The 24263-nt window shown below is 50.8% G+C and carries 18 protein-coding genes; 3 read left to right on the top strand and 15 right to left on the bottom strand.

Translation table 11 applies throughout. From position 1 onward, the window contains the following. Nucleotides 1-236 precede the first annotated feature (236 nt). The 14 genes from ACX93W_RS04765 to leuC form a co-directional block, all read right to left on the bottom strand. The gene (locus ACX93W_RS04765) at nucleotides 237-1247 is read right to left on the bottom strand and encodes a DUF3137 domain-containing protein (protein ID WP_459391158.1); all 1011 of its coding nucleotides are present in this window, start codon (nucleotides 1245-1247) and stop codon (nucleotides 237-239) included. A gap of 116 nt (nucleotides 1248-1363) precedes the next feature. Continuing rightward, nucleotides 1364-2554, bottom strand: a complete 1191-nt coding sequence (locus ACX93W_RS04770; protein ID WP_459391159.1) for a M14 family metallopeptidase — start codon at nucleotides 2552-2554, stop codon at nucleotides 1364-1366. Nucleotides 2555-2693: 139 nt separating this feature from the next. Further along, nucleotides 2694-2987 (bottom strand): YqkE family protein, encoded by a 294-nt coding sequence (locus ACX93W_RS04775; protein ID WP_459391160.1) that lies wholly within the window; start codon nucleotides 2985-2987, stop codon nucleotides 2694-2696. Between the two features lie 27 nt (nucleotides 2988-3014). Beyond that, nucleotides 3015-4199, bottom strand: coding sequence for a formate-dependent phosphoribosylglycinamide formyltransferase (purT, locus tag ACX93W_RS04780; RefSeq protein ID WP_459391161.1), 1185 nt, complete (start codon nucleotides 4197-4199; stop codon nucleotides 3015-3017). Between the two features lie 74 nt (nucleotides 4200-4273). Further along, nucleotides 4274-6097, bottom strand: coding sequence for an ABC transporter ATP-binding protein (locus tag ACX93W_RS04785; protein ID WP_459391162.1), 1824 nt, complete (start codon nucleotides 6095-6097; stop codon nucleotides 4274-4276). Then, nucleotides 6087-7892 (bottom strand): ABC transporter ATP-binding protein, encoded by a 1806-nt coding sequence (locus tag ACX93W_RS04790; RefSeq protein ID WP_459391163.1) that lies wholly within the window; start codon nucleotides 7890-7892, stop codon nucleotides 6087-6089. Before ACX93W_RS04790 ends, ACX93W_RS04785 begins: the two co-directional genes overlap by 11 nt. Before the next feature lie 292 nt (nucleotides 7893-8184). Beyond that, on the bottom strand, nucleotides 8185-11910 hold the full coding sequence (locus ACX93W_RS04795; protein WP_459391164.1) for a dynamin family protein: 3726 nt from the start codon (nucleotides 11908-11910) through the stop codon (nucleotides 8185-8187). Between the two features lies 1 nt (nucleotide 11911). Next, a complete protein-coding gene (locus ACX93W_RS04800) occupies nucleotides 11912-12184 on the bottom strand; it encodes an NAD/NADP transhydrogenase alpha subunit (RefSeq protein ID WP_459391165.1) in 273 nt (90 codons plus the stop codon). A 20-nt stretch (nucleotides 12185-12204) separates the two neighbouring features. Beyond that, nucleotides 12205-12885: an endonuclease III gene (gene nth / locus ACX93W_RS04805; RefSeq protein ID WP_459391166.1), complete on the bottom strand. Its 681-nt coding sequence runs from the start codon at nucleotides 12883-12885 to the stop codon at nucleotides 12205-12207. 150 nt (nucleotides 12886-13035) lie between these two features. After that, nucleotides 13036-15135 (bottom strand): S-layer homology domain-containing protein, encoded by a 2100-nt coding sequence (locus ACX93W_RS04810; protein ID WP_459391167.1) that lies wholly within the window; start codon nucleotides 15133-15135, stop codon nucleotides 13036-13038. 23 nt (nucleotides 15136-15158) lie between these two features. Next, nucleotides 15159-15773, bottom strand: a complete 615-nt coding sequence (locus ACX93W_RS04815) for a GerMN domain-containing protein (RefSeq protein WP_459391168.1) — start codon at nucleotides 15771-15773, stop codon at nucleotides 15159-15161. A gap of 177 nt (nucleotides 15774-15950) precedes the next feature. Then, nucleotides 15951-17396 (bottom strand): N-acetylmuramoyl-L-alanine amidase, encoded by a 1446-nt coding sequence (locus tag ACX93W_RS04820; protein ID WP_459391169.1) that lies wholly within the window; start codon nucleotides 17394-17396, stop codon nucleotides 15951-15953. Nucleotides 17397-17568: 172 nt separating this feature from the next. Beyond that, nucleotides 17569-18177 carry a 3-isopropylmalate dehydratase small subunit gene (leuD, locus tag ACX93W_RS04825; RefSeq protein ID WP_459391170.1) on the bottom strand — a complete coding sequence of 203 codons (609 nt, stop codon included), beginning with the start codon at nucleotides 18175-18177 and terminating at the stop codon, nucleotides 17569-17571. Between the two features lie 30 nt (nucleotides 18178-18207). Then, a complete protein-coding gene (gene leuC / locus ACX93W_RS04830; protein WP_459391171.1) occupies nucleotides 18208-19623 on the bottom strand; it encodes a 3-isopropylmalate dehydratase large subunit in 1416 nt (471 codons plus the stop codon). Between the two features lie 271 nt (nucleotides 19624-19894). Here leuC and ACX93W_RS04835 point away from each other — a divergent pair, with 271 nt between their 5' ends. Further along, nucleotides 19895-20794, top strand: a complete 900-nt coding sequence (locus tag ACX93W_RS04835) for a LysR family transcriptional regulator (RefSeq protein WP_459391172.1) — start codon at nucleotides 19895-19897, stop codon at nucleotides 20792-20794. Between the two features lie 14 nt (nucleotides 20795-20808). On the opposite strand, the gene ACX93W_RS04840 is transcribed toward ACX93W_RS04835, so the two are convergent. Next, nucleotides 20809-21612 (bottom strand): carbon-nitrogen family hydrolase, encoded by an 804-nt coding sequence (locus ACX93W_RS04840; protein ID WP_459391173.1) that lies wholly within the window; start codon nucleotides 21610-21612, stop codon nucleotides 20809-20811. A gap of 121 nt (nucleotides 21613-21733) precedes the next feature. Here ACX93W_RS04840 and ACX93W_RS04845 point away from each other — a divergent pair, with 121 nt between their 5' ends. Further along, nucleotides 21734-22318 (top strand): hypothetical protein, encoded by a 585-nt coding sequence (locus ACX93W_RS04845; RefSeq protein ID WP_459391174.1) that lies wholly within the window; start codon nucleotides 21734-21736, stop codon nucleotides 22316-22318. A gap of 189 nt (nucleotides 22319-22507) precedes the next feature. Then, on the top strand, nucleotides 22508-23701 hold the full coding sequence (locus ACX93W_RS04850; protein ID WP_459391175.1) for an aminotransferase class I/II-fold pyridoxal phosphate-dependent enzyme: 1194 nt from the start codon (nucleotides 22508-22510) through the stop codon (nucleotides 23699-23701). Nucleotides 23702-24263: the final 562 nt, after the last annotated feature.

Below are 24263 nucleotides of genomic sequence, written 5' to 3' on the forward strand. Positions count from 1 at the left end.
AATCGGGCGGGTTCAAATCCCGGCAATGCGCCTTCTTCCGCCCCTCATTTTTCGCGTAATCGAAAAAAACAAAGCCGGATATACGTTATCATATTGTTGCCGATGCCGCAACAGCAACCGTTGTTACCATACTGCGCAAATTTCGCCCGCCTTATTATTATTTTGCAAGAAAAATCCCTTGCAGCAGGTAAAGAGAAGCTCTCTTTCCCTTGCAAAGGATCCTGTGCTTGTCGTATTTATTCCTGGGTTTCGCCCCCGTTGTTCAGCCCCATCAACTGGATCAAGCCGAGAACAAAAAGAACTTCGTCTCTGACGTTTTCCATTTGTTTGGCGATCGGCTTGGCCATATCCGGCTCCAAATAGCCGCGGTTGCTTTTTACTGCCGCATACATGCTGGAATCGACAAAAGAAATTGCCGCGATGCGCGGATGATAGTTTTTAGCCCGAACCATTCTTTCCATAAGTGCATGAGAAAAAATACTCCTTGCCTCGTGTTCATTCGTTGAATATATTTCATAAAGCTGGTTGAAGGAATTATATTCCATCTTTACCGGAACCATTTTATCCTCTTCATCCCGAAATTGGTTCGCAATAGCGTGGAATGCCCGGCTAAACACATTTCCGATCCCGAATAAACTTCTTGCTTGCAGAATTGTACGGCCTTGCAATTTCGTATGGAAATCCGCGATAAACAACACGCCTTTGAACAGCGATACTTTATGCTTGACGGGACGTTCATTGTCTTCATCCAGACGGACCAGCTTCAGCTCCGAAAATTCAAAGCGGGTCGCTCCAAGCTGCCCGGCTAAGTAGTCTTCTCCCGTTATTTCGTCGATAGCATCATCAAACATGCGGGATTGGCGAATACGCTTTTCGTCGATTGCCCCGTCGGGGCGGTAGATCCAGACGTTTTCATTATCCGCGCCCGCGCTAGCATTATGCGGCTCTTGAAATAATTGACGCAATACGCCGGGTATAAGTTCCTGTTTGAATCGTTCCCGGAAAAAATAGCGTTTGCGCCATAAAAGCATAGCGGTCGCGATAAAAGCAAGAAGAGTGATCAGAGCCAAAGCAATGCCAACTCCCCGAACCTGTAAAACCAAAGTCGTTAAAGCAAGAATCAAGAGAAGCGATAGGACAAAAAAACAGCTCCAGTAAGCTTTTTTGTACTTAAGACGTTCCCGTTCAAAGGAATTTGCTTCGGTATCCACGGACTGCATCTGTTGGTCGGCGGCAGGAAACAGCATGATTGCATTCTCCCTAAACATTATTGTTCTGAACGCTTTAAGCGTTCGCCATTGTCTGAACTCGTCTATTATACAATATAAATACAACCAAACTGTACCATTTTTTACTTAAACATTTATCCTTGCAAAGCAATCAGCATAATGCCGAGCGTCTTGTCGTACATATCCGGCAGCTGCGATAAAGGCAAAGGGTTGATGCCGCTTCCGAGCTCCAGCGTAAAACCCGGCCGCCGCCAATCTTGAATAAACCAATCCTTATAACCCGCCGTGCTATCGACAAACCGGATCGCCTCATATCCGCTGGCGGCCGCAAAACGCGCTGCCAAAATGGCGGACTCCGGCGGCTCGAGTCCCTGGAAGCCCCAGTATATGACTTCGCCTTGCGTGTGGAAGGCCAGAACAAGGGCAAAATTGCTGCGGCGCGTCAAGTCCGCAAGCCCTCGAACCTCCGGTTCCGTAAGCGGAGCCGTACCGGAAAAATCGCGCGGAGAAGGCTCTTGCGGACCAAGCACGGCATCCCGCTCCCACAAGGCGGGGAACTGCTTGTTAAGGTCCACTCCTGCAATATTCGCTTTCCACCCGCTAAAGCTGTTGCTCCCTCCGTTTATGGCAATTACGCTGCTGCGGTATGGCTCGCTTTCAGGCGCGCCATCAATGACAAGATTAACACCATCCGGATTTACCATGGGCACCAGGCTCAACGTCGTTTCGAGATACAGCGGGTAGGTCGAGACGTCCCTAATATCTGCCCCGCTGCTTAGAGCCAACAAATAATCATTCAGGAATAGCATCAGGACAGAGGTTGTAATCCATTCGTTGGCATGGATCGAACCGTTAAAATGAACGATGCGGCTGCCATGTCCTACACGCAGCTCGGGGATATCCTTGCCCATGACGGATTTGCCCATTGTGTCCCTTCGCAGAAACGGATACAAGGCGATCAGCGCATTCAGATCCTCCGTCAAACCAGCGTAAGTATAAGGGCGTTCCGCATGAATAATGCGGCGGGTAATTCGCTGCGGCACTAGCAGCACGGAACCGATTGCCAGATTGCCGCTCGACGCGCCGGGATTGCTTCGCAAGAGCAAATCAACGGAAATCCCGTTGGCCGATGCAATCCGCCATAGGGAGTCTCCAGCGACTACTGTGTGACGACGCCATTCATAGCCCGGAATTTGCACAACTTGTCCCGCTTGCAAGGCTTCAGGCGATATTGCGGGATTGGAATCCGCGATTAATTGCACCGGAACCCCGAATATAACGCTGAACTTCCAATACGTATCGCCGTTTTGTACCGCAATCTGCATGATGCAGCCACCTTCCTGTCGCCATTTCCATGGTCGCTTTTCCATCAAAACAGTATATGCGCTCAGCACCCCGTCCCATTAGCGGAGCAGCAAAAAAGAAGCCTGCCGGGCGGCAGGCTTTTCCTTGGCGGGCGGATGCTTAGCTGTATTTGCCCCCGCCGGATTTGCTGTTCTCAAGCAAATAGGCAAAATCGTTTTCGCGAAGCTTTTGTTCCCGGCGTTTGGCCTCCTCGGCTTCCTGACGCTTACGTTCCTGGATTTCCGCCTCATTCCGCTTCAGTTCGTCAGCCTGCGCCTTCAGCTTGCCAAGAACATCGGCGCCTAGCAGCTCCTTCAGCGTTGCTCCGCCTTCCTGCTGCTTGCTGCCGGTTTCTTCTGCTTTGCCTCGGGTATTGCCGTTTGACGGATAACCGCCTTTTTTCTTTTTAGCCATTTCTATCACCTTCCCCTTAGGTGTGTCTTAATTGTCGTATTGAATGGACAGGGACTGTGCCGCCTGCCTTGCCAAAGCCCTTGCTCCTTCGACATCTCCGGCTGAGGAAAGGGCAACCGCCATACGGCGTCCGGGCAACGCTACGGGCTTTCCGAATACGCGCACCTGCGTATTGGGAACAGATAAAGCCTCCTCCAATCCGCTAATCCGGAAAGCTGCAGAATCGCGATCCGCTTTAAGCGTATGAGACGCGCCCGGCGTCAACAGGCGAATGCCGGGAATAGGCAGCCCCAGAATAGCGCGAACGTGCAGACCAAACTCCGAAACGTCTTGCGTTGCCATCGTTACCATGCCGGTATCGTGCGGACGAGGCGAAACCTCGCTGAACAATACGCCTTCCTCCGTCAGGAACAACTCCACTCCGTAGATGCCATATCCGCCTAGCTCGTCTGTTATTTTCAACGCGATATCCTCAGCTTGTGCGATTTGAACCTCAGTCATTTCATGCGGCTGCCAGGATTCGATATAATCGCCATCCTTCTGCACATGCCCGATTGGCGCGCAGAATGACGTCCCCGAAACCGAACGGACAGTCAGCAGCGTAATTTCCGATTGAAAGGTTACAAATCCTTCAACGATAATGCGGCTGTTGCGCGCTCGCCCGCCGTCCATGGCATAGTTCCAGCAGCTCTCCAGCTCTTCGGCCGAACGGCATACGCTTTGTCCTTTACCGGATGAACTCATGATGGGTTTAATGACGCAAGGAAAACCCAGCTGCGTTGCGGCCTCCGTCAATTCTTCCAGAGAATCTGCAAATTGGTACGGAGCCGTCGGCAAGCCTAGACCTTCCGCGGCCAGTCGACGAATACCCTCGCGGTCCATTGTCAGCCTGGCGGCTCTTGCAGTCGGAATGACGCGATGCCCTTCTTCCTCCAATGCAACCAGCGTTTCTGTCGCAATCGCTTCAATCTCCGGTACGATATAATCAGGCTTTTCCAGCTGAATCAAATGCCGAAGCGCATCGCCATCCAGCATATCGAGTACATAGGAGCGGTGAGCAACCGCCATGGCTGGAGCATGATCGTACCGGTCCACGGCAATACATTCCAGGCCAAGCCGCTGCGCCTCCATAACAACTTCCTTGCCCAGCTCCCCAGAGCCAAGCAGCAGCAATTTTTTTCCGTATGCGCCTAACGGCGATCCATAAGTCACAATAAAGAACCTCCACCATAGAAATTTCGTCATTTCCATTGTGGAGGTTCTATCTCTAAAAATCAATATGGCCCTTACAAAAAGCGGAATTGGGCTTCGATTAAGCCGTTATAAACGCCTCGTCTGGCAACCAGCTGCTCATGATTGCCTTGCTCCACGATAACACCGTGATCCAGCACAATAATATCGTCTGCATGACGGATGGTAGAAAGGCGGTGCGCAATCATAAACGAAGTCCTTCCTGCAAGCAGCGTCTTCAGCGCTTCCTGGATTTTCAGCTCGGTTTCTGTATCGATGCTGGCAGTTGCTTCGTCCAGTATAAGAATTCGAGGATCTGCCAAGAGCGCGCGTGCGAACGAAAGCAGCTGGCGTTGTCCCATGGACAACACGTTGCCCCGCTCTTCTACTTGAGTGTCGTAGCCATCCGGCAGCCCCATGATAAAGTCATGGGCATGCACCGCTTTGGCGGCTTCCATTATTTCGTCGTCTGTCGCATCCAGACGCCCGTAGCGGATATTGTCCCGAATGGATCCTGCAAAAATAAACGTATCCTGCAACACAATGCCTATCTGCGAACGAAGGCTTTCGATATTGACGTCGCGGATGTCGGTGCCGTCAATCAGCACCCGTCCTTGCACGGGATCGTAGAAGCGGCAGAGCAGATTAATGATGGTGCTTTTTCCGGAGCCGGTATGGCCTACCAACGCGATGGATTGGCCCGCTTTTACATCAATGCTGATCCCTTTAAGCGCCTGGCGTCCTTTTTCATATTCAAACACAATGTTGTCAAAGGTTACATCGCCTTTAATGGATGGCAATAGCTTGGCTTCTTCGCCTTCCTTAACGGTTGTTTCTTCATCGATAAATTCAAATATCCGCTCCGAGGAAGCCATCGCGATCAGAAGCTGGGAATACATCTGGCCCAAGCGGTTGATCGGCTCCCAGAAGTTGCCGATGTAATTGGCAAAGGCAATCAGCAAACCGATTGTAATAGCTTCCGATTGAATCAGCATCGCGCCGTACCAGAACAGGATACACGTGCCGATCGCGGCGGTTATTTCAATAACGGGGCCAAACGTTTGGTTCAGCGCCGAAGCCTTGTTCCATGACTTCAGGTTGATTGTGTTCATGTGATCGAAAAAGCCCATATTGTCCTTTTCCTGCACGAACGCTTGCGTTACCTTCATCCCCTGAATGCTTTCATTCAAATGGGAATTGATGCGGGATTGCTTCATGCGGACATCCTGCCAAGCGAAACGGATACGCTTGCGCAGCGAGGTCGACACGATAAACATCAGCGGAACGGTAATCATGACCGCCAATCCAAGCTTGATGTTTAATGCCAGCAGGATGATAACGATACCCGCCAATTGAATGCAATCCATCAAAAGGTTGACTACGCCGTTGGTGAACAAATCCTGAAGCGCGTTGACGTCATTAGTGACGCGAACCAGGATGGAGCCAGCCGGACGTTTGTCGTAGAAGCGGAAGGACAACTTTTGAATATGTTTGAACAGGTGCGCCCTCAAATCGTATATAACCTGCTGTCCGATAATGTTCGTATATTTGATCCGATACGTATTCGAGATCCACTGGAGGATGTAAAGAGCCAGCATACCTGCGCCGACACCTACCAGATGATAGACATTTTGCGATCCCTTTGTTTCGTCAAGAATGCCGTCAATCGCCTCCAGCATCAAAAGCGGGATGCCCAATCGGGTTAAGGTGCCGATCACCATCATGATCATTACGGGCATCAACTGGCGGCGGTAAGGCCTCATGTAAAAATACAATCTGCGGAGTTGAGCCCAGTTAAACGGTTTTTCAATGGCATCATCGTCCTGATAGACGAAACGTTCGTTGCGATTCCGTCCTTTCGATGCTTGTTCAGCGCTCATGATTGCTTGCTCCTTTTGCATAGTCATGCAAATCCCCGGATACACTGCGGGATTGCTTGGCTGCTTCAAAGTCTGCGTATTGAATGTCGTAGGTGTCGCGGTAAGGGCCTTCTTGCGCGATCAGCTCTTCATGCTTTCCGCGCTGAACGATATGTCCCTTCTCCAGAACAATAATTTCATCGGCATGACGCAGCGAGGAAATCCGATGGGCAATAATAAAAGTGGTCCGCCCTTTCATCAGTTCCTTAAACCCGGCTTGAATTTCATGCTCGGTTTCCATATCCACCGCGCTTGTGGCATCATCAAGCACCAGAATACGAGGATTTTTGATCAATGCTCTGGCAATCGCAATTCGCTGCTTCTGGCCGCCCGACAGACCCATTCCCCGTTCGCCTACAATCGTGTCGTAGCCCTGCGGCATCTCCATAATAAAATCATGGGCTTTGGCCAGCTTGGCTGCCCGTTCGATATCTTCTTGTGTGACGTCCCTCACACCGTAAGCAATATTGTCCCGAATGGCGGCCGAAAAGAGGAAGGTTTCCTGAAATACCGGCGCAATTTGACGTCTGAGAGATGCAACGTCCAGATTGCGGATATCGATGCCGTCCAACGTAATTTTGCCCTGCTTGATGTTATAGGCACGCATGAGCAGTTGAATAATCGTTGATTTACCGGAGCCTGTTTCACCCAAAAAGCCAATAACCGCGCCCGGCTTTGCATCAATGGAAATATTGGTCAAGGCTGCAGGTTTGTCGGGATAGTTGAACGTGACGCGATCAAAAACGACATGTCCTCGCGTATGCTGTGCGTCCAGTTCTACCGCATGCTCCACATTATTAACGTGGACATGCTCTTCCATCAGGCCGATCACGCGTTCGCCGGATGCCTTGAATTGCGTATAGTTGTTAATATGGAAGCCAAGCCCCCACATCGGTCCAACAATGTACCAGATCAAGCTGAAAAATGCGACAAAATTGCCAAGCAGCAATGTTCCGTCAATAACCATGATTCCGCCTGCAACGAGCAGCACAACGGGACAAAGATTGGCGCTGACCTCCATTGCGGGGAAAAATTTGGCCCACAGCGTCGCCGCCCTAACCTGGTTGTTCTGATACGCCTCGCTGCGCAAGGAAAACTTCGAAACTTCATGTCCTTCGCGGGCAAAGGATTTAACCGTTCTGACCCCGGTTATATTCTCCTGAACGGCAGTTGTCAGATTGCTCATCGCTTGGCGCATTTCCTGAAAAGCGGGATGAATTAGCTTCTCGAATCGGAGCGCAATAATAATAAGCAGCGGAATAGGAGCCAACGTAATCAGCGTCAGCTGCCAGTTCAGATAAAGCATCATTGCGCCGCCGAACAAAATCATGATGACCATGTTCAAAATTTGCGCAAATCCAAATCCGATAAATTGACGGATTGCCTCAAGATCCGCAGTCAGCCTCGACATGAGATCGCCTGTTTTGGCTTTGTCATAATATTGATAAGACAGGGTTTGAAGCTTGTCGTACAAGGCGTTGCGCATACGGTATGCGACTTTGTTGCCCAATCGCCCGCCAAAAAAGCCATGGAGGAACTGATTGACCGCCTTCAAACTGATAGCGCCTACAACAATAAGCGCCAGCATCGGCACTTTTTCAAACTGGCTCGGCTTAATGACATTTTCGATTAAATAACTGAGAAGCATAGGATAAACAAGTCCAAAAGCCGTTGCGCACATCAGAAAAAATACGGATAAATACAAAAACTTTACTTCGGGCAAATAGAAGGCTTTCAGTCGCCTCATGACATCCAACGAAATCCAACTCCCCATCTTTTTTGGTATGAATGAATATTATCAGCATCCCTTATAACGGGCAAATTCGATAAATTTGCGAATTTCCGAAGGAATCCTTCAATTGGGGCGATTAGGAAGATGGACTACCGAAAAGCTCCTAAATCGTCCCTCATTGTATATAGAATGTGCCTATTACTCCGTTTTTGCATGAACGCACACAACCTGCAAAAAAATGCTTTTGCTGGCTGCTGCACAGCCGGCAAAAGCATTTAGCGAATACCGAGAACATTTCATAGTAAGACAATGCAGATCATAGATGGATAAGAGAATTCCGCAGTTCTTTAAGCGCTCCGAGATTGGATTGGTCGGACAAAGACTGACGTTTGCCCTGGCCAAAAGATGCTACATCCTTCAGCAGGCGCTCGCTGCGAGCCGCGGCGGCATTTTGCCAAACGGCTTCGTAATGCTTCAACCACTCTTCTCCAATGGAATCAGCCTTGTTTTGCAGAGACGGAACAACAAGGGCTTCCAGCTCCTTGCGCAAGCCGTCTTTGCCCTCACCTTCAAAGAAATGGCGAGGCGATTTGAATCGGCTCCACAGCCACTTGGCTTGGATGGCTCCCTCCTCCCAGTCGCTTCCTTCGGCAGGCGTCTGGAGCGAACCTTCCGATCCAGGCGGGGGGACATAGTCCGGCATATCTTCCAGCAAAGCATTGCAGCATTTTTCGTACCCTTTGTTCAGTTCCCGCCATATACCTCTTTCCAGCCTCAACGTAGTGGCCTGCAGCTCCTGCGACAGCTCACGCTGGAACAGCCGTTGAAGCTCCAGCCATGACGTCCATACCGCACGCTTCAAGTCCCGTCCGTCGTCCTGCAAGGAGGAGGGATTAAACGCTAAATGATAAAAGTCACCAAGCCGGAATTGCAGCCTCTGCACAACATAATACAGAAGCTCCTTCATTTCCTGTCGCAAGCCTTGCGGGAATTCTCCTTCCCTGAAGCTTTGGATGACGGCTTTGGCGGTATCCAGTTGACGTTCCAGCTTGCCCAGTTCAGCCTGTCGGCTGGCTGCGTCGCCTTCAGCCCCGGCGATCCAGCCATCAATCAATTGCAGAGCCCGCTGAATCTCGCCTTGAGCGGACTGCACGGCGAGCTGCCCCAGATCATGCCGGACAAAGGAATGAAACGCCTCTTCGAACTGAGGCAATCCGGATTGCGCAAGGGCCTCCCGGTCTCCCCCTTCTTTTCCATCCAGCGCCATAATGCTGGAAACGGGATAGAGGCGTGGAAAGGTTATGCCGTGCTTCTGAAGGTTGCTCTCCACATGGCTGAGCACGCCTTTAAGCTCGTCGGTGCTTGAAGCAAGATCGCTTGCATTCACGATAAAAAACATTTTATCCAGCTCAAACTGGTCCTTCACGCGCCCAAGCTGGTCCAGAAACTGGCGATCTGCCTGGGAAAAGGCATGGTTGTAATAGGTGACGAACAAGATAGCATCCGCGTTTTTGATATAGTTGAACGCAACGCCGGTATGTCTGGCGTTAACGGAATCCGCTCCAGGCGTATCAACCAGCACGATACCTTCGTCCGTCAACGGGCAGCGATAATGAAAGTCGATGCTGCTGACAAAACAGGAACGGGACTCTTCCGCAACAAAAGAAACATATTCCGCTCTTTCCGCTTTCAGCACCTGGCCAAGCAGCGGTTCATGTTTGGCCCATCCCGCCCGCGCAGCTCTCAGGAAGCTGTAATGAGGCCGGCCACCGGCTCCGACTGTATTGGGAGAAAGCGAATCCACCAGAGCCATAATGGCGGAAGCGTCCGGCAAAGCAGCCTCGGAGGCATCTTCCCCAAGCAAATGAAGCGAATAGCGAAGATCGGCAAGCAGCTCATCCCGAGTCTTCATAACGATTCGTGCCGTACCATGTTCATAGTCGCTATCCGGCGGCATGAGTCGGTTAATTGCCGCCGTCGTTGGATTCGGAGATACCGGCAGCACCGCTTCCCCAATTAGGGCATTTGCCAGCGAGGATTTACCCGCGCTGAAAGCGCCGAACAGCGCAATGGTAAAGGTGCTGCTCTGCAACCGCGCAGCCTTCTCGATCATGGAGGCAGCGGCAGTATGAAGCGCTGGCTGGCCTTCCAGAAGCACGGCAGCGGCGGACAGCCGTGCCGCGGCGTCGCGCTGAAGTCCCAAGGCGGAGCCGCCTTCCTCTGTATCACGGGATGTGTCCTGCTTAGCGCCGGCTTGCATTACTTCATGCCCTGACGCTCCTGAAACAACGGGCTGCTTAACGCCGCCTTCAGATGGTCCGGCATGAGCCGCTGCCCACGACGTGTCTTGGCTGCCGACTGCAATCATGTGCGAATCCGCTACGTCAAGCCTGGTTGCTTCTCGCCGCGGTAACGGTAATACAGGGCTTGCCGCAGGCGGAGGCAGCAAAGCTTGCAGCCCCTCCTTATAACGGCTTTCCTCCTGTTCCAGCTGGCGAAGGCTGCGTGCAGCGCCGGCCTGCTCCTCCGCTTCTTTCAGCTCCCGCCGTACAGCGCTAATTTTTTCATCGGCCGCTTTAATGGCATGTTGCGCCAGAATATCAATAACCTCCAGCGCCAATCCCCGGTACCGACCTTTTAAATCGGCGGATATTTCTTTGCAATAAATCATCGTATATTCATTGCCCATAACCGCACCGGGTTTGATTTTGCCAGCCAGCCAATCCTCATCCGGTCTCCAGGCCAGCTTTGAACCCATTTCCGCTTCCAGAGTCTCAATGTCAAAAGCTATCCCTTCGCCCGCTTTACGAAGCAGCTGTCTTACATGCCAGTCGATAGCGGCATCCGTCAACGAAAGCAGCTCGGAGCTGAAGGCCTCTAGCCTGCGCGACTGCTCCGCGGCCGTTTTGGCGCCCGCAAAAAGCAGACCGGCTCTAAAGCCAGGTTTTCGGCTTTCCAGAAAAGCTTGCGCCAGGTCCCGAAGACTAGCTGGCGTAATATTGGCATTATCCAGGATGGACTGCAGTTCTCGCAACAGACCGGCTCGGAACTCTTCCTTCCCGTTCTGAAGCGATACGCTAAGCCCGAACAATCGTTGGATGGCTGCTTCTACCTCTCGCAGCCCTTCCTCGCCTCCCGCTTCATCCAGAAGAGCAAGCCTTACAGGCTCCATTTGCTCATCGCGCTGCTTCAAATGGGACTGCAGCAAATGACGCATCGAGGAATAGACACTGTAAGCGCATAATTCCTCGCGTGAATCCGCCAATTCCCTTATTAGAGTGATCAAGCTGTTCCATTGATGCTGCGGATGATCCGGCTGGCGCAGCGACAAATACAGAATACCGGCCGGCTCCAGGTGCCAGGCATGGAAAGCTTCCTCTACGCTGCGGGCGTAATCGCTGAAGCTTAATTCCCGATCCCGATGTTTGTCAATTTGGTTGACGATAAAATAAAGCGGTTTTCCCCAATCCTTCAGACTTTTGGCAAAAGCGAAATTGATCTCGGATTGGACATGATTGTAATCCATCACATAGAAAACAACATCCGCCAGATGAAGCGCCGATTCCGTCGCCAACCGATGGGCATTGTCCGTGGAATCAATGCCCGGCGTATCCAGCAGCACGATATCTTGACCCAGCAATGGACTTGGATAAATAATGGAGACCGATTGAAAGCGCTCTCCGTCGACGCAATAACGGTCCAGCTCTTCAATAGGAATCTCCGCTTGGACAACTTCGCCGTTTCGAACTGTTTCCACCGCCGCATATGGCCTGTCGCCCCCCCGGATCGACACGATATTGGCGCTGGTTGGAATTGGGCTTGATGGCAATAGCTTTGCCCCGCATAACGCATTGACAAGGCTGGACTTGCCCGCCGAAAAATGACCGCATAATGCAACAGTAAGCCGACCATCGGTCAGCTTACTGAGCAGTTCCTGCGCTTGCTCCGAACGGCCGTCATCGCCTGCTTGGGACCATGACTCCGCCATTCGGCGCAAAGCGTCAGCTATATTCTGCGTGTTCATAGTTGCCAGTTCCGTCAACCTAGACAGCTTCCTCTTCGTCGGAGGGGAGGCAAATTTCGAATACGTTTCCGTGCTGGAGAATCATAATGTTGCGCTCTTTTTCTTTCATAACAACAACTTCCGGTTTCGTGCGCATACGGTCGATATATTGGTCGGGCACGTCTCCGGAGCCGCTTACGGTAATGCCTTCAATAACAATATCTTCATTCTCCTGCGGCGGAGCTTCAAGCACCTGCTCATAGATATCGGAGAACAGCTCAAAATTGTTGGTATACACGGAAATGCACTTCATTTTCATCATCCTTCGTTTCCTTATTTGGCTTTCTTTGCTTTAGTTTGGGTCTTGGCGGCAGGCTTCATACGTCGCTTGCCCTCTTTGCAGATGTCCAGCAGCGGACAAATGGGACATTGCGGCTTTTGCGCCTTGCAGTGGTATCGCCCGAAAAAAATGAGCCGATGATGGGTTAACGTCCACTCATCCTTGGGCACAAGCTTCATGAGCTTTTGCTCCACCGTCAACACGGAATCGTCTTCCGCCGCAATCGACAACCGCTTTGAAACCCGCTCCACATGCGTATCCACCGCTATCGCGGGCACGCCAAAGGCATTCGACATGACCACATTTGCCGTCTTTCGACCAACACCGGGAAGCTCCGTTAAGCCCTCATGGCTTTCCGGCACCTCTCCCTCATACTTATCAATCAGGATTTGGCTTAACTTCTGGATGTTGGACGCCTTGCTGCGAAATAATCCGATTCTGCGAATATCATTTTCCAGCTCCTCGAGCGGGACGCTCAAATAATCCCAAGGAGAACGATATTTCTGAAACAATCCTTCCGTCACTTTATTGACCGTTTCATCCGTGCATTGCGCTGACAGCAATACGGCGATCGTCAGCTCGAAGGGATTGCTGTGGTTCAGCTCGCAATGCGCATCAGGAAACATGTCGGCTATAGTATCCAATATATGACGCATCTTCTGCTTCGCATTCATCAATAAAGCCTCCACATTTGCACTATCGTTCAAAGTGTAGCGAAATTTGTCACGGTACGCAACCAGTAAAACCGCTTTTCTCAAAAAAAAACCGCCCTTTCGGGCAGTTTTTTCTTTTTTTTCACAAAAGGCGTGGAATAAGCTGCCAGCTTACCCGTTTGATGCCCCTGAAGCTACGATTTTTACCTTGGATACATTTGTCCCTACATACGAAACATCGATTTTGGTGCCGGCTGTAAACAGGCCGATTACCTCTTTCGTGCCATCTGCTTTTAACAACTCTGCATTATTGACATTGATATCGAATGTTTCGTTTAGCAGGTTTTTGGCTTTGATTATTCTTTTTGCAACATCGATGGAAACAACCTCGTATTGATTGGTCCGGTGAACCTGAATAGCGGTTACCTCGACTTTATCCTGCTTGAGCAAGACGGTCAGCGTATCTCCCGTTTTCAAATCCCCGTGTGCAGCAAGCGGCTTGTTAACGTCGCTTACGACTGTTGATGTGTAAGGCAAAGTCGCGATTGCTCCGTCCGCCGTTTGCAGCGTAAGCTTTTTGTTTTTGGTATCGATCGTAGTTAAAGTACCGGTGTAGTTAAGAACAAATTTAATATGAACAACACTGTCATGCGTATAGCTGATCACGACGTTTTTATTGGTTTGAAGCATGGCAATAGCTGCGGCGCGATCCAGAGTTGTGCCCATATAGTCGAATTTGGTTTTGTCGGTAAGGGTCAGCAGCTGTGATTTCCCGTTGGAATCCGTAACGGCAATCAGGTTTTTAGCTTCGTTAACCTCCCAAATTTCGGCTCCCGCAAGCAATTTGACATCGCGGTTAAGCACTTTGACATGGGTAACCTTGTCTTGATCATTCAGGGACAATTCGACTTGATCAGAACCTTCTATCAAATCTGTAATGCTAGGAGCAGTTAAACCATTTATTTCAACAGTTGCCCCGAGCACTAATTCCTTCGTGACATAATTATTGTTTTCATTAATTCTTATCAAATTAGATTTTACATCGGTAAACACACCAGTCACCTTCGTTACCGGCACTTGAGCGTCTGCAACCAGCTTGATGATTTTTGGCTCGGTACGGAAAGTGTCGCGAACCAGCGTGATGGCGCGTCCTTCTTTAATATCAGCGATATTAAGCACCTTGCCGTCTGTATCTACCAGAGGCGTGGAAGCGTCATAAGCAAACTTGACAGGCTCCTTGTCAATCCAGAGGTAAAAGGCTTGATCCTCGGGAACGTTGCGCAAGAATGTACCCGAAATATTTTCGGTATGCTGAACATCGCCCAGCACTTCAACATATTTGGCTACGCCGTCACGGGCGATCACGGTAATGTCGCTATATTCCACAAGCTCCGATACTGTAATCGGCTTGTCGGAATTGTAATGATAGAACAACGTATTGCCATCCACAAAATAGCTCGTTTCCGTACCATTGTCATACAGCTTGATCAAGCCATCCTGCAGATCCGATATAACGCCATTTTCCTGTCCGGCATATTGGACTGGGAAATTGTATTGAGCGCGGCTGAACAGAGTAGCCAGGCTCGCCCGGTTGACAGGATCGCCCGGAGCAAACGTCGTTTCTGTTTTGCCCGTGATCAGCTTCAACTGGAACGCGGCATTGACGTATCCCAGGTAACGCTGAGAAATGCTGGACCCATCGGCAAAATGGGAAGGAACGGTTTGAAGCTGCTGGGCGATCGCATTTTGGCCAATGGCTTTGACAATCAGCTTGGTAACCCATTCACGGCTGGCAGGCTTGCTTCCCCATGTCTGTTCCTTGTCTGCGGAAGCCAAATTATACTCTTCCGTACGGTCAAGCAAACCTTCGGTAAATGCGTATTCGATATAAGGCATAAAGAACGAGCTGACCTCAAATCCGTCTTGGAAAAACACCATGGAAGAGGAAAAACGCGCTTCGGCTTCGTCCTTCAAGCCGCTGAATTTCAAAGCCATCAGAACGGCTTCTTGCTGGGTGATGCTTTTTTCCGGCTGGAAGGTCAATGTATTGTCCACCGAATTCCGGTAACCGTCGATGACTCCCTGCAGGTACAGCTTCGCAATATGCTTCTCTGCCCAGTGCCCGGCAGTCATATCCGTAAACGGCGTCTTCAGGGCGGATTCAGCAAAAACGGCAACAGGAGCGGACAAATAGACCGCTCCTCCTCCGGTTGCCAGCGACAATGCAAGGATGCCGCTCATCATTTTTTTCCATTTCAATTGCTTTGGCATATAACCGGTCTCCTTCAACTTGTTTATTGGCTTTCACGCGTAATAGGATGAAGAAGCTCTACATGTCCCATTAGCGAATCAACTGCTTCTCCATCCAGCAATATGTCCAGTTCATTAATGAAGTCAAACTGGAAGGCCGTTTGTTGAAGCGAGGATACTAACATAAGTTCGCCGGATGTGCCGAATCTTCCTTCTTGTGGAATATGAATGTCCAGCACAAGCCGATCGCCTTCAAGCGTCAATGATTTGACTTCGATCTTGTTCATGAGTGAGATATTTCCGTTTCCAGGTTCTTTTTGCAGCTCCGCAATTGTTGCCGCAATCAACTCTTCATCGGTTGTGTAGAAAACTTCAACCTCTCTCGTGACCATATCCATTAATTCGCCATCGGACTCATGCAATGTGACTGTTGTACGCTCGGCATTGGGATCAGGTGTAGGCGTTGCGGGAGCTTCGGACTCCTCGACTTCCGGTGAAGGGGATGCATCAGCGCTTGGAGTCGCCGTAACCTCTGATGACGGGGTTTCACCATTTACGGCTCCACCGTTTTCCTTATCCACAGCAGCACAACCGCCAAGCCAAACCGCAAGAACGGCGGTAGCCAGCAGCAGGCTCCATTTTTTTCCTTGTTTCGACATGCTGACCAACTCCAATTCCTTTTAGAGGTTGTTTAAAAAGTCCACTTTCCATTACGAAGCATGCCTAGCGGCATAATCAGCGTCGAATATGAAATTCAGCCGAACTATCCGGTCCTCTATTTCTAGCTTCATTCCATCTTCTCGGTACTGAAAAGCGAACTTTTTAAACACGCACTTTTATTTTGACTTTGCGTATTCCTTGATGCCATTGGCCAATTCGACAGCAATTCGCGTTTGCGCTTTTTCGTCAAACAGCACTTTGGAATCAACCGGGCTGGACAAATAACCTACCTCCAGCAAAATAGCCGGCATTGTCGTATCCTTTATGACGCGGAACGCCGCTTTTTTGACGCCGCGGTCAGTCAGTCCTGTTCCCTTGAGCAAATGCTTGTGGACAATTTCCGCAAATGCTTTGCTTTCGGGACGCTCGTAATAGGTTTCTGTTCCGCTTACGGTATCTTTTGTAAAGCTATTGGCATGAATCGAAATAAAAAGATCGGCTCCTACATTTTCAGCAAATTTGACTCTGTCGTTCAGTTCCAGGAAGGTATCATCGCTTCTGGTCATATGGACGCGGAAAGACTTGTCCTTTTCCAGCTCAGCCTTTAGCTTCAGCGCAAGGCTCAGGTTGAATTCCTTCTCATACTTGCCGTTTGGCTTGCTGTAAGCGCCGGGGTCCTTGGCTCCATGACCAGCGTCAATGACAATGTCGATAATGCCGTCGTCCGTCGGCGGTTGTTCAACCGGCGCCTCGGGCTCAATCGGCGTTTCAGGCTCTGGCGCAACAATAACCGGCACGTCGCTTGAAGGCATCAGAGAAACTACGATTTCGCCTTCGGTTTGTGTCAATACGTATCCAGCATCCTCGCCAATTTCGATGACCAGTCTCGCAATGAGCGGACTAGTCTGGAATTGGGAATATCGGAAGCCGTTCAAAAGCGGATTGCTGGCAACGGTTACTTTAGCTTGCGATTCCTCGGTAAACTGCTGGAATACATGCGGCAGATAGGTCGTGTTCCTGAAATCAAACACCAACCGTTTCGGCGATTCATATTGAATCGGCTTGCCATCGTACACAACTCCGGAATGAGCAATCACAATTTGAGAATTCCCGTTAATGCTTATGTCGCTGATATAGCCGATTGGAACTTCTTCAACCGGCGGCTCGACAGGCGTTTCCGGCTCAGGCTGCGGCACGGGTTCAGACATATGTACTTCGCGTTCTTTTTCCTTCCAATCAAATTCCAGGCCAAGCAGTTCGCCGACGATCCGAACGGGAACGAGCGTGCGCCAGTTCAAAAGCCGCGGCGCCGCGTTCATCTCAACGTCGTTTCCGTTGACATTCATACGCTTTTCGTTGATTATCATTTCAATCATCGTGGCGTCTTTCTGGATCGTCACCTTTTTGAGCGTTCCGTCCCAACTGACCTTATAGCCCAGTCCTTCGGATAAAATGGCGACCGGTACGTACGTTACTCCGTTTTCAAGCAGCGGATCAACGTCAGAGAACAGCTGAGTTCCATTCAGGAACAGCTTTGGCGGATTGCCGGCGGCATGTCCGGCGGTAGCAAACATTGTGAACATAACCGACAGGAGCAGCAGAATGGATAACGACTTTTTCATTTCCCACCTCGATGACTGATTTGTTCCCGCCGGCAAAGTTTATCCCCGGCAAACTTGTCCGACAAGGAACACAAAGATATAGACGCATAATGTCAGAAAAAGTTGCGATTGGAGGAAAAAAGAGGACAATCCGGTTTATTTGCCGGACTGTCCTCTTTTTCGAGGTTTTTGCTTAGGCTTGTTGGCCCAGACGAACCGCATGTTTTTGCTCGTAAGCCGAAATTTTATCTTCATGCTGAAGCGTAAGTCCGATATCGTCAAGACCTTGCAGCAGGAATTGACGGCGATGCTCGTCGATTTCAAACGACAGCTTCAGGCCAAAATCGTCGGACAACGATTTGCTCTCCAGATCAACGTGCAGCTTGTAGCCTTCATGCTGCGCAGTACGCTGGAACAGGTCTTCAACCTGCTCTTCGCTCAGCTTGATCGGAAGAATGCCGTTTTTGAAGCAGTTGTTGAAAAAGATATCAGCGTACGACGGCGCAATAATTACTTTGTAGCCGTAGTCCAGAATCGCCCAAGGCGCGTGCTCACGGGAGGAGCCGCAGCCGAAGTTGGCGCGGGAGATCAATACGGAAGCCCCTTCGTAGCGGGGTTTGTTTGGCTCGAATTCAGCGTTAATGTCGCCGTTTTCGTGAAAACGCCACTCGTAGAATAGAAATTGTCCAAATCCGCTGCGCTCAATGCGCTTCAGAAACTGTTTTGGAATAATAGCGTCTGTATCAACGTTGACCCGGTCTACGGGCGCAACGACTCCTGTTAATTGTTTGAATGGTTCCATGGATATAAGTCCCCTCTCTGCTTTCCCGGCTTAGCTCAATACCGGCTCTTTGATTTCCCAGTCGCGCACATCGGTAAAGCGGCCGTTAACTGCAGCGGCAACCGCCATAGCAGGCGATACCAGATGAGTTCTGCCGCCGCGTCCTTGACGTCCCTCGAAGTTGCGGTTCGAGGTGGAAGCGCAGCGTTGGCCCGGAACGAGAACGTCGGGGTTCATCGCAAGACACATGGAGCAGCCCGCATCGCGCCACTCGAAGCCCGCTTCGGTAAAGATTTTGTCCAGTCCTTCCTTCTCGGCCTGGATTTTTACGCGCCCGGAGCCCGGTACTACAATTGCCGTTACCTTTTCGCTTACTTTGTAACCTCTGGCAATTTCCGCAGCGGCACGAAGGTCTTCGATACGGCCGTTCGTACAAGAACCGATAAAGACGTAATCGATTTCGATCTCCGTCATAGGCGTCCCTGGCTTCAGATCCATATATTCAAGGGCTTTTTCAGCAGCCTTGCGTTCATTTTCAGTTGCCATGTCGGCAGGATTCGGAACAGCGGACGTAATGTCTGTGCCCATGCCGGGGCTTGTTCCCCAGGTTACTTGCGGAATCAGGGAGTCCACATCGAAATCCACAACCGTATCGAACTCGGCGCCTTCGTCCGTCGTCAGATTGCTCCACTCGGCAACCGCTTCGTCGAAGTTAGCCGGCGCATATTCGCGGCCGCGCAGATAGTTGAACGTTGTTTCGTCAGGCGCGATCAAGCCGGCGCGTGCGCCTGCTTCGATGGACATGTTGCAGACCGTCATGCGCTCTTCCATGGTCAGGCTGGTGATGGCTTCGCCACGGTATTCGATAACATAACCTGTTGCAAAGTCGGTGCCGTATTGCGCGATAACGCCCAGGATCAAGTCTTTTGCCGTTACGCCTGGCTTGCGTTTGCCGTGGAAGCGAACTTCCATCGTTTTGGCTTTGGACTGCTGAAGGCACTGAGTCGCCATAACGTGTTCAACTTCGCTTGTGCCGATACCGAAAGCAAGCGCGCCGAACGCTCCGTGCGTGGATGTGTGGCTGTCGCCGCAAACGATTGTTTTGCCGGGATGCGTCAGGCCCAGTTCCGGCCCCATTACGTGCACAACCCCTTGATCGAGGCTGTCCAGGCCGTACAGCTTAACGCCGAAATCTTGACAGTTTTGAGTCAACGTGTCGATTTGCTGCTTGGAGATTGGATCTGTAATATTGAAGCGATCCTTGGTAGGAACGTTGTGGTCCATCGTTGCAAACGTCAGGTCCGGACGGCGCACTTTGCGTCCCGACAGGCGCAGGCCTTCAAAAGCTTGCGGCGACGTTACTTCGTGCACCAGCTGAAGGTCGATATAAATAACGCTTGGTTTGCCTTCTTCCTGATGAATGACATGATTGTCCCAGATCTTTTCGAACATCGTTTTTTTAGCCATTCTGTTCACCCCATAAGTTCATAATTGCGATAGACGCCGAAGTTCTCGGCTCCTTAAATTAAACCTATCATACCATGTCTTTCTTCATTGATCTAAGATATAATATCTATAATGTCTATAGAAATTAACTATAATAAAAAAAGAGTGTTTTGTACAGGCGCAGATTTTGGGTGACGGGCAGCTTCAGTGTATCGCATCATTGTTCCGGCCTGGCGTTATCGGCGTTTTATCCAATACCTGCTTCTGCACGAGCACAAGGGGAGTTCAAAACATGGAATTGAGACAACTAAATTATGTCCTTCAAATCGCGGCCGAAAAAAACTTTTCAAGGGCAGCCGACAAGCTTCATATCGCGCAGCCTTCGTTAAGCCAGCAGCTCTCCAAGCTGGAGCAGGAATTAGGCGTTCTGTTATTCAGAAGAACCACCAACTCCGTTGAGTTGACCCAGGCGGGACAAGTTTTTGTAGAAAAGTCCCAATCGATCCTGGATGCGGTCGAGCAATTGAAACAAGAGATGGACGATATGGCCCAGATGAGACGGGGACGTCTCGTCGTTGGAACCTTGCCTATCACCGGATCCCATGTCCTGCCGCTGGTGCTGCCCGAATTTGGAGCCAAATACCCGCAGATCGAGGTTGTATTGGTGGAAGAAACAACCGCCAAGCTGGAACAGCTGACCGCAAGCGGCGGCACGGACATCAGCTTGCTTTCCCTGCCGCTTATTGATAATTCACTTGCGTGGCAGCCGTTTCTGGAGGAGGAGATTTGTCTCGCCGTTCCCCCCTCTCATCCTTTGGCAACCCGAAAGGGAGCGGTAGATATTGCCGAGCTGGCGAATGAGCCATTTATCGGTCTCAAAAGAGGACAAGGCTTCAGGCAAATTACCGTGGAGCTTTGCCAGCAGTCAGGATTTACGCCTTCTATCGTTTTTGAAAGCAGCAATATTGAAACCGTGCAATCGCTTGTGGCCGGCGGCATGGGCATCGCCTTTGTGCCGCAAATGCTGACCAGAGGCAAAGGCTCCGACATGTCGCCCGCTTACCTGCCGCTAGCAAACAAGCCGACCAGGCAATTGGTTGTCGCAAGCCGCAAGGGACGATACCTGTCCAAAGCAGCCGACGCATTTATTTCAACCTTAAACAGCACGATGAAAAACATCGGGAGCCCTTGATTTTCCTACTATATTTAGTCCAGTTGATACAGAGAGGGACGCCGGTCCTCAAAAACGGGAATTCTGGATCTGACCTCGTCCACCAGGCCTAGTGAAATAACCCCAGTGAGGATGCCTTCTTCCTCGCCCGCTTCGGCTACCGTTTCTCCCCATGGATCAAGGATAAGGGAATGTCCGAAAAAGCTGGTGTCGCCGCTTGCTCCGCAGCGGTTGCACGCAATGACATACATCTGGTTTTCAATGGCGCGGGCTGTCAGAAGCGTGCGCCAATGGTGCAGGCGGGGGTTAGGCCACTCCGCCGGCACAAAGGCCAGCTTGGCTCCGCCTAGCGCCAGACTTCGAAATAGCTCGGGGAAACGAATATCGTAACAAATCATTAAAGCCGCTTCTTCTCCCTCCACTTCAAGCCGCCCCATGCTTTGTCCCGATTTCAAATATTTTTCCTCATCCATCAGCCTGAACAGATGCATTTTGGCATATTGTCCAATGATTTCTCCGTTTCTGCCGAACGCATAAGACGTATTATAGACGCCGTCCTCTCTAAGCTCCGCTATGGAGCCACCAACCACGACAAGGCTATGCTCCCTGCTGAAGGCCGATAAAAGCTCCTTCGTGCGGATGCCCTCTTTGTCCGCCAGTTTCTCTATTTCGGTCAGCGCATAACCCGTATTCCACATCTCCGGCAATACAATGACATCGGGCTTTACATCCCCTGACACCGCATCGTGCAGCATTTTTCCCACTTTTATATAATTGCTTACGGGATCCCCCGCTTTAATATCCATTTGCAGCAACGCCAGCTTCAACTCTTTGCTCATCGCCATTTCCTCCCGCTGATACTTCATTTCCCTAATGATACCCTCTCATGGTTACCTGTCAAGCTGGGCAAGGTAAGAGTAGAAGGCTGGCAGCATATTCAATTTAGAGGAGTGAATGATCTTGATTTCAAAAAAATGGACTGGCATTGCTATAGCGGCGGCATGGTGCATCTGGTGGGCTCTTGGATTGGCGCCTTCCGAGGTTGTTCCGGGCATGGAGGCCGCAGCTTCTGTTATCAGCGCAGAAGCATCAATTGACTCTACGGATCAGAACTCGCGCGTCCTTGGAAGCATAAGTGCAGCAATCGGCGGCAGCAAATGGATTGGTTCATACGGGGCAACGCAAGGTTCTGCAACTCCCGGCCCGATTCAAGTATTTGATGTGGAAATGGGCAAAATTATTAAAACCGTCCCGAACGATACCTCATTTCAGCAAATGGCTATGGGTTGGACAAAAACGTTGACAGGACTTGCACCGCAGCTGTCGCCCGGCCAAGGCTACAGCTATGTCGTTCGGATACCGCTTGCCGGGCCGGCGCCGATTCACAGCGGCAGCATCCATTTTAATGCGGATAACCTGTTTCTCTTTATCGCCAAGGGGAAGCCGCCTCTCCTGCTGGCCTTTGATAACGAGCGCAAGCCCTATCTCTTTTTGTTCCGAAGCTCCATCGACGATTTTGTCAAAAGAATAGCTCTTCCGCTTTAAGTCGAATATGGGATTCAGCCGAAAGTTCCACTTTAAAACCTATTTTTCAAAGTGTCTTTAAAGGAATTGATTCAGACATCTTCAAATCCGGCTTACTTCGTGCTACATTATTGTCAATGTCTATGCAAGACGAGGTGTCTCGACTTGCGCAGCGGTGGCATAATTGTCAGGAATGCGGAGAGTGATGGAATGGAAAGCGGTTTGAATGTTCGGTTCGTACAGCCTGCGGAACGGATGGCGGGACTGCCGGAGCAGTTTTTTGCCAAACTGGTGGGCAAAGCGAACGCCAGAATTGCGCAAGGCAAAGATGTCATTAATTTGGGCCAGGGCAATCCCGACCGCCCGACGCCGCCCCACGTTGTAGCCAAGCTGCAGGAGGCTGCGGCCAATCCTTTGTACCATAAATATCCCCCTTTCAGCGGGTATCCTTTTTTGAAAGAGGCCGTAGCAAAGCGCTACCGGGAAGATTACGGCGTAGAATTGGATCCCGCTACCGAGGTAGCCATATTGTTCGGAGGCAAGACAGGCCTGGTCGAAATCAGCCAATGTCTCCTGAATCCCGGCGACATCTGTCTCGTGCCGGATCCCGGATATCCCGACTATTGGTCCGGCGTGGCGTTGGCTGGGGCAAGCATGAGCTTTTTACCGCTCAAGGAAGAAAACGGCTTTTTGCCAGATCTTAAAGCCATCCCAGCCGACGTCGCCGGCAAGGCCAAGTTGATGTTTATGAACTACCCCAACAACCCAACCGGCGCGGTAGCGACGCCTGCTTTTTATGAGGAATGTGTTGCCTTTGCCCGGCAAAACGGCGTCGTGATGGCAAGCGACTTTGCATATGGAGCTATCGGCTTTGACGGAAAACGTCCCGTCAGCTTTCTCCAGACGCCAGGCGCCAAAGAAGTCGGCGTTGAATTTTACACCTTGTCCAAGTCGTACAATATGGCAGGCTGGCGGGTAGGCTTCGCCCTTGGCAACGCCGATGTCATTTCCCTGATCAATTTGATTCAGGATCATTATTATTGCAGCCTGTTCGGCGGCATTCAGGAAGCAGCGGCGCTGGCGCTAAGCGGCCCGCAGGAATGCGTGACGGAGCTGAACGCGGTTTACGAGTCCAGACGGGACGCGCTATACGAGGCGCTTGACGAGATTGGCTGGAAGGCTGCGAAGCCTGGCGGCTCCTTCTTCTGCTGGTTGCCCGTACCGGAGGGCTTTACCTCGGAAAGCTTTGCCGACAAGCTTTTGCAAGAGGCGGATGTTGTTGTAGCGCCCGGCGTCGGCTTTGGTTCAAACGGCGAAGGCTATGTCCGGCTGGGCTTGCTAAGCGATGAAACTAGACTTCGCGAAGCCGTTGCAAGAATCGGGCGGCTGGGGCTGTTCCGATAGCTTTACACTGCAATTCTTTCATGTTATCCTTATCACAATTAGAGAGGATGTTCAAAAAGTCCACTTCCCATTACGAAGTCTGCCTGGCGGCATAGGCAGCGTCGAATATGGCATTCAGCCGAAATAAGCGTAGGCTTCCGAAGTATGCTTCTTTCAGAAACATTTGAGGTGCTCACTTAGCTTTAACTAAGCTACGCTCCTCGCTTTCTAGCTTTATCCCATCTTCTCGGTACTGAAAAGCGAACTTTTTGAACACCTATTTAAAATAGAACGTGATGACGGGACCAGTAAGCTTGAACGGCCGCGTCCAGAGAGTAAATTCCGAAGGCTGAAAGAATTTACCGTGGGCCCCAAGCTGAACCTACCTCCGAGCGGCCGGCGACAAGCCGGACAGCGCCCCCTGTTACAGGGCATAAAGACGGACGGCCTATCGGTTTCACTATGGGCTGTCAACAAAGGTGGTACCGCGGAAGCTAAGACTTTCGTCCTTTATAGGATGAAAGTCTTTTTTGTCGTCATGAAAAGAATGTCGTCATAAAATCAGATGAGGACGGGATGTTCA

Source organism: Paenibacillus sp. CAU 1782, assembly GCF_054551715.1.